Below are 10,555 nucleotides of genomic sequence, written 5' to 3' on the forward strand. Positions count from 1 at the left end.
TGGAGCCACCCACCCTCAATGCTTGGGTGGCGGGCCGCCAGGGGCCCATTTTTCCTGGTAGTGAAAGAGGAAGTACTGCGAGTTGTCGGCACCGGGGGCTGCAATCCGCGCGGTCCAGCGCTCGTCATGCAGGTCCATGTCGGCGTCGTATTCCACGTGGCAGCCCATGGGGCTGTTGAAGTACCAGAACCAGTTGGACCCCAGCTGGTGACGCCCTGGCCCCCAGAACGACTCATAGCCTTTCTCGACGAAGCGGGTACCGGCAATCATCACCTCGGTTGGGCCGCCCATGTGGAAGGTGAAGTGTTCGATACCTTTCATGAACGGCGGCGTCTGGATCAGGAACAGGGTGTGGTGGTCCTGGGTGCCAGCCGGGCGCAGGAAGGGACCGGTGTCGACGAAGCGGTCGGTGCATACAAAGCCCAGGCGGGTGTAGAACGCCTCTGCCTTAGCGTGGTCAGGCACGAAATAGACCACATGCGACAGGCTGCGTGGCAAAGCCGGCATGTCGTCGCTGGCGCCCAGCGAGTTGATGGCGCGGCCCAGCTCCGCGCCGGGGGCGTTGCTTATCTCGCCAGGCATTGCCAAGGGGCGGCGCAGGGTGATGCGAAAACCCAGGGCGAAGCCCATGTCGTCCACCACGCGCAACACGCCGTCTTCCCCCCGCACTACGGTGCGGTCTTTGGAGAGTTCGGCCTCGATGGCCTGCAGGGTGGCTTCGTCGGCTACGCCGTAAACGGTTTCGCGCAGGGTGTTCGCGGTCTCCATGGCCTTGGGCAGGCGTGGGTCGTCGCGGTGGCGAATTTCAATGCCGGTGCCGTCCAGGGCCTCGAGGTAGCCGCCGGCTTCGTCCAGCTTTCCCGGCTTCAAACCGTAGTCGGTGAGGTATTGCACGCAGGCGTCGACGTTGTCGACGCCGAACACAAGGTAATCAGGTCCGATGATCTTCATGGTCGGTTTCTCTTCTCGTCTATCAGGCGGTACGACCACCGAGGTTTTCGGCGACCCAGTCGGCGATGTACTGGCCGGCGTTAATGGAGTTATCGAAGCTGGAGTGCTGCACACCGCCTTCGCGCGGGGTGAAAATCTTCAGTTCGCGCTTGGGGCTATTGACCAATTGTTCGTAGGTGCGGTGGGCCCATTTGAGCGGGATCTGTGAATCCTGCTCGCCATGGGTGACCAGGAACGGCACCTTGATCCGCTCCACCACGCCGTCCAGGTGGACGTTTTCGGCGATGGTCATGAATTCATCGATGTTCTTGCCGCCCCAGACCCAGCGCACGTGCTCCCAGTAATGCGGCACCGGGAAGCTGCCTTCGCGTTCCAGGCGGCGCTTTTGCACGTCGCGCCAGTCGTGGTTGGCGCCCCACACCACGCCACAGGCAAACCGCGGCTCGAAAGCCACCACACGCGGGCAGTAGTAGCCGCCCAGCGACACGCCTTCGCAGCCGATGCGCTTGGCGTCCACATCCTCACGGGTTTCCAGCCAGTCGAACACGCGGCTGCCCCAATGCTCGGCGTCATAACGGGCTTTCAGGTCGTGCAGGCGCAGCGCTTCGCCGGTGCCCGGCTGGTCGATCACCAGCGATGACACGCCCCGCTTGGCGAGCCAGGCCGGCAGGCCAACCCGGTATTTCATTTCTTTCGTGGAATCCAGGCCGTTGAGTTGCAGCAGTAGAGGCGTCGGCCCCTGTACGCCTTCGGCACGGATGAATAGCCCGGAAATGACTTTGCCCTCATAGGGGATCTCGACCCGCTCGCAGTTCTCGCCGGAGAGCGCGATGCCGCGGGCGAAGGTGTCGAGGAAGCGCTGGTAAAGCTCCATGCGACCTGGGGCGCCGTGAGCTTGCAGGCGTTCACCTGTGAGGTAATAGGTTGCGGCACGATTGTACTTTTCGCCGGCTGAAAGCAGGCGGCCTTTCTCTTCGTCCTCGCGGGCCAGGTCACAGAGTTTGTCGGCCGTCTTCGACCAGGCTTCTCGAAAGGCACGGGTTCCGGCGGCGTCAGGTTGCTTGGCGGCTTCCTGAAGCGGTTCGCACATTTCGACGATTTCACCGATGCGCGCGCCCATCTCGATAGCAAGGTTTACCGAGAGGTTCCAAACGTAGTTGGTGGGAAAATAGCGGAACATATTGTTGTTTTTCCTTCTTCTGGTCCTGGCCGCCATCGACCCTGCATAGCCAGGGCTATCGCCCGAGGCGCTGTTCGCAGATCGGCAGGGCTCAAGTCGGGCAACCCGGTGTGAACGCTCCCGCATCAGGCAGTGGCGCGGGCGTCGGCCACCCCTTGGGGCAGCTTGCGCAAGCTCGCATGGGCCAAAGGATTGGACAAATCGCTTGTTCGGATGCCAGCTATCGGATTGCGAGATACCTGGCGTGCCGCCACGACGGCAGGCATGGCGAACGCTGATGGCACGCATTGTCAGTATCGATTGGTTGGCGAATCCGGGGCTGGTTAGGGTACGCGGCTGCGCGCTGCGCCCCACCCACCAGGAGGTTCCCCATGCCTTTCACCACGCAAACCCATGACGTTTCGACCGGTGCGTTGCCCCGCTGGCTGGGCCCTCTGAGCGTCGGCGGCAAGCTGTCGCTGGGTTTCGGCCTGGTGTTGATCTGCTCCTTGGCCATGGCGCTCACTGCGATGCATGCGGTGCGGGCAACGCAGTCCGACGCGCAACAGTTGCGCAGTCTCGATCGCTTGCAGGGCCGCCTGGCCCAGGCGCGGCTGGAGGAGAAGGACTTTGGCCTGCGCGCCTCACCAGCGGCGGCCGAGCAGGTCGAGGACAGCTTGCGGCGCCTGCTTGCGGAACTGCCCGGTGCACAACCGGGCGCCAGCTTGCGCCATGCATTGGAAACCAATGTTGCAGAGTACCTGGAAGCCTTTCGAGTCTATGCCGGCGCACGGCGCGAAGCGGTCGAGGCGCGTTTGCGCATGCAGGCGCAGGCGCAAGGTACCGGGCAGCGTTTCAGTGGGTTGTTTCTCGATCAGTTAGACGACATCAACCAGGGCCTTGAAGGCGGTGCAGCACCCGTCGCGCAGCAGATGCAATTGCTGGAAGAGGCGGCAAGTCTGCGCGAGCGCCTGGCCAACCTACGGGACAGTGAGCTGTACTTCACCCTGGATGCCCAGAAGCGCTACCGCGACGATTGGGAGAATCGCAGCAACGAAATGGGCACCGCATTGGTCAACCTGGCGTCGCGCCTGGACGGCGAACAGCGCCAGACCCTAGATGAAGCAGGCCAGGCACTGGAGGAATACCGCCTGGCCTTTCGCCGCTTCGCGGTCAGCGGCGAGTCGGCTGTCCTCGCCCAGTCGAACATGGCGGCGTCGGCTGACAAGGTGACGAGCCTGTTGGAGGCAGAGCGGGCACAGCGAGACAACGCCAATGCCGCTTCGCGTCAGCGCCTTGACCTGCAACTGGCGGCCATGGTGCTGCTGGCACTGCTGTTTAGCGTCAGCGCCTGCCTGGGGATTCGCCGCGCCATCGTCGTGCCGCTACGCCGGATGCTTGGCCAGGCCCAGCGAGTGGCGGCCGGAGACCTGGGGGAACGGCTGGCGCCTTCAAGGCGTTCCGACGAACTGGGCCGTCTGAGTGATGCCATCGGTATGATGCTAGAGGCATTGCGGTCGCTGGTGGGGCGCATTGGCGCGCAGGTGACGCAACTCGATGGCGCGGCCGGCTCCCTGGCCAGCATGGTGGAACGTACTGGGCAGGGGGTACGCGCGCAGCGTCGGCAGACCGACCAGGTGGTGGACACAGTGCAGCGCATGAGCGCTGCGGCCGCCGAGGCCAATGCCCAGCTGGACGGCAGCCAGGTGGCGCTGGCCGAAGCCGGCCTGCTGGCTCGCCAAGGCGACAGTCTGGTGCGCCAGACCCGTGACAGCCTACAGCGCCTGTCGCGTGAAATGTCCGCCAGCGCCGCGTCCATGCAGGTGCTGCAAAGCCAAAGCGAGGGCATCACCGCCGTGCTGGACGTAATCAACGCCGTGGCCGAGCAGACCAACCTGCTGGCCCTCAACGCGGCCATCGAGGCGGCCCGTGCCGGCGAACATGGCCGTGGTTTCTCCGTAGTGGCGGACGAAGTGCGGGCGCTGGCCAGCCGCACGCGCAATTCCACCGGTGAAATCGACGCGATGATCCAGCGCCTGACGCAACTGACCTGTGACACCGCCGCAAGCTTGCGCGGCAGCCACAAACTGACCGGGGAGGGCGTGGCGCTCAGCGGCCATGCCAGCGATGTGTTGGCCGCGGTCAGCGCGTCGATGGAGCGCCTCGAACACACCAGCCGGAGCATCGCCCACACGGCCGCCACTCAGCACAACATGGCCCAGCAGGTGGACGCGGCGGTGGGTCAGGTCAGCCAGGTGGTGGAGCAGAACGCTGAAGACTGCTGCCGTCTGGAAGAGGCCTCGGGCAGCCTGCAGCGGTTGAGTGCCAATCTGACCCATGCGGTGGGCGCGTTCCGTAGCGGGACGCCGGATGCCGAGGAGCTCAAGCGGTAACGGCAGACTCTGGGCGGTTGACCATCTCCGTCAGCTTTTCGCGCAGCCAGCGCAGCATGGGGTCACGATCCAGGCTGCGATGCCAACTCATGTATTCCTGCATGGCCGGCAGCTCCACCGGCGGCGGCAGGATGCGCAGCGGCAGGTTGCGTGCATAGAGCCGCGCCAGGCGGCTGTGCATGGTGGCGATGCGTTGGGTGCCGATGACCAGTTGCGCCAAGGTGTTGAAGTCGTGGGTGATGACTTCCACGCGGCGTTTGCAGCCGTACTGGCTCATGAACCACTCCTCTATGCCGGGCGTGCGGCTGCGCCCGAAGGCGACGCCGACATGCCCTAGCTCAAGGTAGCGTTCCAGTGTCAGACGCTCGCCGATGCTGTGGTTCTCGGCGCACACCACGCAGACGTGCTGTTCGTCGAACAAGAGCTGTGAGGGGTGCTCCTTCACGATGAAGTGCTCTGGCGCGATCATCAGGTCCACTTCGCCACGCATGAGCATTTCCATGGCGGTCTGGCCGGGGCTGATGAGTTCGAAGGTGATGTTCGGGGCTTCGTGGTTGATCTCGCGGATCGCCTCGGCGAACAGCACGCTGATCAGATAGTCCGAGGCCATGATGCGGAAGTGACGTTTACTCCCGGAGATGTCGTGCACCGGTTTGGCGGTGATGGAGGTCTGGATTTTCAGCAGTACGTCGCGAACCGGCAATGCCAGTTCCTTTGCCAGCGGGGTGGGCATCATCTTGCGGCCCACCTGCACCAGCAGGTCATCTTCGAAGTAGGTACGCAGGCGTCCGAGTACACCGCTGGTGGCCGATTGGGTCATGTGCAGGCGGGCGGCGGCACGGGTGATGTTCTGCTCTTCGAGCAGTACATCCAGCGCCACCAGGAGGTTCAAATCCAGGTGTTTGAAGCGCATTACGGGCATCTCTTGTTGTATTTATTTTCGCGATACCCTGCATCCCGACTAACGATTAGTCAAATTGTTCCTGCCTTCCTAGCCTGTGCCCTCAAGGACCTCTCTGCTGTTGTGCTACCCAGCAGCGCTGGCGTGGTCCCGCTCAAAACACTGTTTATGCTCGGGTCATCACGCTCGCGATCACCCTTGCGCTCCCACAACAAGAACAAGGATTCATTCATGAGCGATATCAGCAAGGTACTCGTGGTCGGCGGCGGGATTGGTGGCCTCTGCGCAGCCATCGCATTACGCCGCCAGGGCGTTGCGGTGGACCTGGTGGAAATCAAGTCCGAGTGGACCGTCTATGGCGTCGGCATCATTCAGCAGAGCAACGTGGTGCGAGAGATGGCCCGTCTCGGCGTGCTCGACGACTACCTCGAAGCGGCCTACGCCTTCGAGGACGTTGGCATCTACGATCTGCAGGGCAATGCCCTGGTACGCATCCCGGGCCAGCGCTTGGCCGGCCCGGATTATCCCGCCAACGTCGGTATCTCGCGCCTGTCTCTGCACCAGGTGCTGAGCACCACTGCGATCGACCTTGGCACCCAGGTACGCCTTGGCTTGTCGGTAGAATCCTTCCAGCAAGACGCGGCCGGCGTAGATGTGAGCTTCACCGATGGCAGCGCTGGTCGCTACGACTTGGTTGTGGGGGCCGACGGCGTTTACTCGAAGCTTCGCGGCATGCTCTTTGGCGACACCTACAAGCCGCGTTTCACCGGGCAGGCCGTGTGGCGCTACAATTTTGCTCGACATCCTTCCATTGATCATCTGGCGAGCTATGTCGGCGCAGAGGGTAACGCCGGCCTGGTACCGCTGTCCGACGACCTGATGTACATGTTCTCCACCTCCCACGAGCCGGGTAACCCGCGCTATGAGCCGGCACAGTTGGCCGAACTGATGCGTGACCGCATCAGTAAGATCGCAGGCCTGGTGGGCGAGTTGCGCGAGCAGATTACCGACAGCAGCCAGGTGGTCTACAAACCCATGGAAGTGGTGTTCGTCGACGAACCTTGGTTCAAAGGTCGTGTTCTGCTGATTGGCGACGCGGCTCATGCAACCACGCCGCATCTGGGGCAGGGCGCCGGGATGGCAATCGAGGACGCGTTGGTTCTGAGCCTGGAACTGCGCGCCAATGGTTCGGTACAAGAGCGGCTTCAGCGTTTCATGACGCGCCGTTTTGAGCGCTGCAAGTACATCAGCGATAACTCGATCATGGCCGGGGAGAGGGAAATGGCCCGTGACGCGACGTTCGATCGCATCGGACTGACCAAGGCGATGCTCAAGCTGACCGCCGAACCGATCTGAAACTGCTAGCCGTGGCGGCTATTCCGCTGGTTACGCGTTCACCCCCTGAGTTATCGAGGTCTGCGTGTCCCAGGATTTGACATTGCTCTGCCGCGACGAGCAGTTGCAGGAAGGCCTTGCCCGTGGGTTCGACCCCTGGGGCCAGGGGCGTGACACCGTGCTTGCGTTGCGCTGGCGTGGCCAGGTGCGCGTCTATCGAAACCTGTGTCCGCACCTGGACGTGGCCATGCAGTACCGCAAGGATCGCTTTATGTCCGGCGATGGCCGACACATTGTCTGCTTTGCTCATGGCGCGCTGTTTCAACCCGACAACGGCTCCTGCGTGCTCGGTCCCTGCCTGGGCCAGTCACTGCAAGCACTGATGGTAATGGTCGACGTTTCGGGAAACGTATGGCTGGAGGAGGGTGGCCCTCGGGCAAACGATGAGGCTATTGCGTGCGCTTCCATGGATTAGACCTGAACCTGCTGGTGGTGCTGGACGCCTTGTTCGTCGAACAGCACGTCACTCGCGCCGCGGTGCGCCTGCACCTGACCCAGTCAGCGGTCAGCGCGGCCCTGGGTCGGCTGCGGGAGCATTTTAACGATCCGCTATTTGTCCTCGTGGGCGGCGCCATGCTGCCCACGGCGCTGATGCAGTCACTGCACCCATGTATCGACCAGGTACTGGAAAGCGCGCGGGGCATTGCCTTCGCCAATGCAAGCTTCGACCCGGGAGCGGCGCGGCGCAAGTTCCGCATCATCGCGTCGGATTATGTTATTGCGGTGCTCATGCCGGCGCTGAGGCGACGGTTGGCCAGCCTTGCGCCCCAGGCCGACTTGCAACTTCTCACGCTGGTGCCGCCAAGGGGAGCCGAGCCGGGCAGCCTGGTGGATGAGGCCCTGGAGCACCGGCACTGCGACCTGGTGATTCTGCCGCTTGCCCATGGCTCGGCGCGTCATCCGCAGCAACCGTTGTTCGAAGACAGCTTCAGCGTCATTGCTTGCAGGGATAACTGCGCCCTGATGGACGGCCTCACGCTGGAGCATTACCTGGCAGCGCCACATGTTGTTCGCGAGACCGGCCCAGGCGCCCAGGGCAGCATGGAAGCGGAATTTATCGCAAGCCAGGGGCTGGCGCGGCGAGTGGCTGTGGCTGTGGACCAGTTCGGGTTGATACCGGAGTTTATCGTTGGCGGCCCCTGCCTATCGACCCTGCACAGTCGCTTGGCGCACCTCTACGCGCAGCGCTTTCCTCTGCGCCTGCTGCCACCACCACTAGCCATTCCCGCCACTCTGCAGGTGATGCAATGGCACGCCTACCAGGACGGTGACCCGGCGCTGGTCTGGCTGCGCCAGTTGTTGACGGAGGTGGCGGGCTGACCACGGCGGTATCAATTTCTGTCATGGCCGGCCAGCAGGAAACTTCACTTCCTCAGGCATCGGCTGCCCAATACCGTATTGGCACGACAACAACAGGACAGACCGCCATGCCCAGACTCCACGTTCACTGCCAAACGCTCTTTACTGGGCTTGAGGACCAGGCTCGCCACGACCAGGTGCTGATCATCGAAAAGGGTGTGTTCACCCATGTCGGCCCTCGCCAGAGCGCTCCGCAGCCATTGCCTGGCGAACGCGTGATTGACACTGGCGGACACTTCGTCATGCCCGGGCTGGTGGATGTCCACACCCATCTGGTGTTCGGCAACGCAAAAAGCGAGGAAGACATAGACCTGCACGTCTCTCCGGAATTTCGTGCCCTGCGCGGTCTGTTTTTTACGCAGCATGTACTGGCCGCCGGCTACACCTCGGTGGTAGTGCCGGGTGACGCCGGGCATTGCAGCATTGCCGTACGCAACGCTATCAATGCCGGTATGTTCACCGGCCCGCGCATTGCCGCCAGCAGCAATGTGATCGCCAACCGGCAGAGCCTGAACGACTGGTTCCCCAGCTGGGTCGGTACGCCTGAGTATTTCTCTGGCCGCCTGTGCGCTACCCGCGACGAGCAGATTGCGGAAATCCGTCGCCAGGCCAAGGACGGCGTGGACCTGATCAAGATTGCTATGGACGGCCCGCACATGCGTCCCAACGGGGAACATATCGCCGCGTTCACCCAGGACGAAACCCGCGCGATGGTCGAGGAAATCCATCGCCTCGGAAAAAAAGTCGCCGTGCATGCCTATGGCCGCGAAGCGGTGCTGTATGCGGCGAAGGCGGGGGTGGACGTGATCTTCCACGGTTTTTTCCTGGACGATGCCTGCATCGAGGCGATACTCGAATCGGGTAGTCACCTCGCTCCGACCTTCACCATGCTCGCCAACAACGTCGAATTTGCCGAGGATTACGAGCCTTCGACCCGCTGTGGTTACGCTGCGATGCAGCGCCGTGTGATCGAGGTGGGTTGTCGGAACTTGCGCCGCGCTCGGGAAGCCGGCGTACCGTTCATGACCGGCAGTGACAGCGGTTTTGCGATCACCCCCTACGGTGAATGGCACGCCCGTGAAATCGAGATTTTTGTCGACTGGTTGGGTTTCAGCCCTGCCCAGGCATTGCGCGCGGCAACCTCGGTTGCCGCGCGGATGATGCCCGTGTCGCAGCAGGTGGGCGCCATCGAGGTGGGCCGTCGGGCCGACTTCATCTGTGTCGATGGCTCACCACTGCAGAACGTCTCGATTCTTCAGGAGCGCGAGCGCATACATGACGTGTACCTAGGCGGGCATCGCGTGGAGGCCCAGGTACCGGGCTACGATCCCTACAAGGTCAGTGACTTCAACACGGTGAAATGGGCCGAACTTCACACCCGGCAACGGGCTATGGAAATGGGTAAGCGCAGCACACCTGGATCTGCACCAGAGCAGGAGGTAGGCCGGCATGAATAAGCTCACCCTGGAACTGGCGTCGCGGATGGTCGACACGGCGCTGGCAGAGGGCCGGCGGTTAGCCTTGCAGCCACTTTGTGCTGCGGTACTGGATGCCGGTGGTCACCTGCTGGCGCTCAAACGCGACGAGCGCGCCAGCCTGCTGCGTCCGCAAATCGCGTCGGGCAAGGCCGCCTCAGTGCTTGGCATGGGCTTGGGCGGCCGCGAACTTGCCCGTCGTGCTGCCGCGCTACCTGCATTCTTCAATGCATTGAGTGACTTGGCCGGCGGCAACATGGTTCCGGTGCCCGGCGGGGTGCTGGTGCGTAACGGGGCAGGGGAGGTCATCGGCGCTATCGGTATTAGTGGTGACAGCTCCGACAACGACGAACGCTGTGCGATTGCCGGCGTGCTGGGGGCAAACCTGATACCCGACAGTGGGGCGTGTTGATAGGGAAAAAAGCCACTTTTGCCCCAGCGGCTTAGGTGGCTTTTTTCATTTCATGCGTTCGTCCGCAAAGCTTGATAGCAGTACCTTGCCGTCCGGCGTGGCAAGCATGGGCATCGATTGGCCAGCGGAATCAAAACAAGCAAATCACCTGCCCCAAAACACCAGTAAAAGCGAGTATGTCAGCCGGCCGTGGATGCACGACAGCGCCACAGTCTCGACAAATGCCTCCAATCACTGCCTGGCGATAGAGATGATGTAGCCATGGGGCGGTTTAATCAACTCGCCCAATATCGGCGTCGGCGATAGCCGCTGCCGAGCAGTCACTGTGCCAGCCTTTAACGACCGTAAAGCGCCACAACATGCGGGAGCAAGGCAGATAGCGCTTCATTATCCAAATTTCTGCAAAGAGCAAGCCTGTCTATTACGGGCTTTCCATGAAGGCAAGCTAGACGCAAAAGGTTTTTTCTCGCTTTAGCGCAACATCCAAGCGGGAATTTCTCCTCATTAACG

At 62.4% G+C, this 10,555-nt stretch carries 9 protein-coding genes and 1 pseudogene; 7 read left to right on the top strand and 3 right to left on the bottom strand.

The features are described 5' to 3' along the window. Window positions 1-15 precede the first annotated feature (15 nt). A complete protein-coding gene (locus NP534_RS23145) occupies window positions 16-951 on the bottom strand; it encodes a VOC family protein (RefSeq protein ID WP_033697847.1) in 936 nt (311 codons plus the stop codon). 22 nt (window positions 952-973) lie between these two features. Beyond that, window positions 974-2,131 (bottom strand): alpha/beta hydrolase family protein, encoded by a 1,158-nt coding sequence (locus NP534_RS23150; RefSeq protein WP_033697848.1) that lies wholly within the window; start codon window positions 2,129-2,131, stop codon window positions 974-976. A gap of 1,295 nt (window positions 2,132-3,426) precedes the next feature. Here NP534_RS23150 and NP534_RS26905 point away from each other — a divergent pair. After that, a pseudogene (locus tag NP534_RS26905) lies at window positions 3,427-3,615 on the top strand (HAMP domain-containing protein); the annotation flags it as partial. A gap of 78 nt (window positions 3,616-3,693) precedes the next feature. Further along, window positions 3,694-4,503 (top strand): methyl-accepting chemotaxis protein, encoded by an 810-nt coding sequence (locus NP534_RS26910; RefSeq protein WP_443201094.1) that lies wholly within the window; start codon window positions 3,694-3,696, stop codon window positions 4,501-4,503. On the opposite strand, the gene NP534_RS23160 is transcribed toward NP534_RS26910, so the two are convergent. Beyond that, a complete protein-coding gene (locus NP534_RS23160; protein WP_033697849.1) occupies window positions 4,493-5,416 on the bottom strand; it encodes a LysR family transcriptional regulator in 924 nt (307 codons plus the stop codon). The genes NP534_RS26910 and NP534_RS23160 overlap by 11 nt on opposite strands. Before the next feature lie 219 nt (window positions 5,417-5,635). Between NP534_RS23160 and NP534_RS23165 the strand changes: the two genes are divergently transcribed. From NP534_RS23165 to NP534_RS23185, 5 genes are all read left to right on the top strand, one after another. Then, on the top strand, window positions 5,636-6,760 hold the full coding sequence (locus tag NP534_RS23165; RefSeq protein WP_274100235.1) for an FAD-dependent oxidoreductase: 1,125 nt from the start codon (window positions 5,636-5,638) through the stop codon (window positions 6,758-6,760). A gap of 64 nt (window positions 6,761-6,824) precedes the next feature. Beyond that, window positions 6,825-7,214, top strand: coding sequence for a Rieske (2Fe-2S) protein (locus NP534_RS23170; protein WP_274100236.1), 390 nt, complete (start codon window positions 6,825-6,827; stop codon window positions 7,212-7,214). Continuing rightward, a complete protein-coding gene (locus NP534_RS23175; RefSeq protein WP_033697852.1) occupies window positions 7,196-8,119 on the top strand; it encodes a LysR family transcriptional regulator in 924 nt (307 codons plus the stop codon). The genes NP534_RS23170 and NP534_RS23175 overlap by 19 nt, the downstream gene beginning before the upstream one ends. Before the next feature lie 107 nt (window positions 8,120-8,226). Beyond that, on the top strand, window positions 8,227-9,615 hold the full coding sequence (locus tag NP534_RS23180) for a metal-dependent hydrolase family protein (RefSeq protein ID WP_274100237.1): 1,389 nt from the start codon (window positions 8,227-8,229) through the stop codon (window positions 9,613-9,615). Continuing rightward, on the top strand, window positions 9,608-10,045 hold the full coding sequence (locus NP534_RS23185; RefSeq protein ID WP_274100238.1) for a GlcG/HbpS family heme-binding protein: 438 nt from the start codon (window positions 9,608-9,610) through the stop codon (window positions 10,043-10,045). Before NP534_RS23180 ends, NP534_RS23185 begins: the two co-directional genes overlap by 8 nt. Window positions 10,046-10,555: the final 510 nt, after the last annotated feature.

The organism is Pseudomonas sp. 39004, from assembly GCF_028682155.1.
GTDB lineage: Bacteria > Pseudomonadota > Gammaproteobacteria > Pseudomonadales > Pseudomonadaceae > Aquipseudomonas > Aquipseudomonas capeferrum.

Bases quoted from the DNA above. Each gene is read 5' to 3' on its own strand.
- NP534_RS23145 (WP_033697847.1), bottom strand. From the start codon at position 951: ATGAAGATCATCGGACCTGATTACCTTGTGTTCGGCGTCGACAACGTC.
- NP534_RS23150 (WP_033697848.1), bottom strand. From the start codon at position 2,131: ATGTTCCGCTATTTTCCCACCAACTACGTTTGGAACCTCTCGGTAAAC.
- NP534_RS26910 (WP_443201094.1), top strand. From the start codon at position 3,694: ATGGTGGAACGTACTGGGCAGGGGGTACGCGCGCAGCGTCGGCAGACC.
- NP534_RS23160 (WP_033697849.1), bottom strand. From the start codon at position 5,416: ATGCGCTTCAAACACCTGGATTTGAACCTCCTGGTGGCGCTGGATGTA.
- NP534_RS23165 (WP_274100235.1), top strand. From the start codon at position 5,636: ATGAGCGATATCAGCAAGGTACTCGTGGTCGGCGGCGGGATTGGTGGC.
- NP534_RS23180 (WP_274100237.1), top strand. From the start codon at position 8,227: ATGCCCAGACTCCACGTTCACTGCCAAACGCTCTTTACTGGGCTTGAG.
- NP534_RS23185 (WP_274100238.1), top strand. From the start codon at position 9,608: ATGAATAAGCTCACCCTGGAACTGGCGTCGCGGATGGTCGACACGGCG.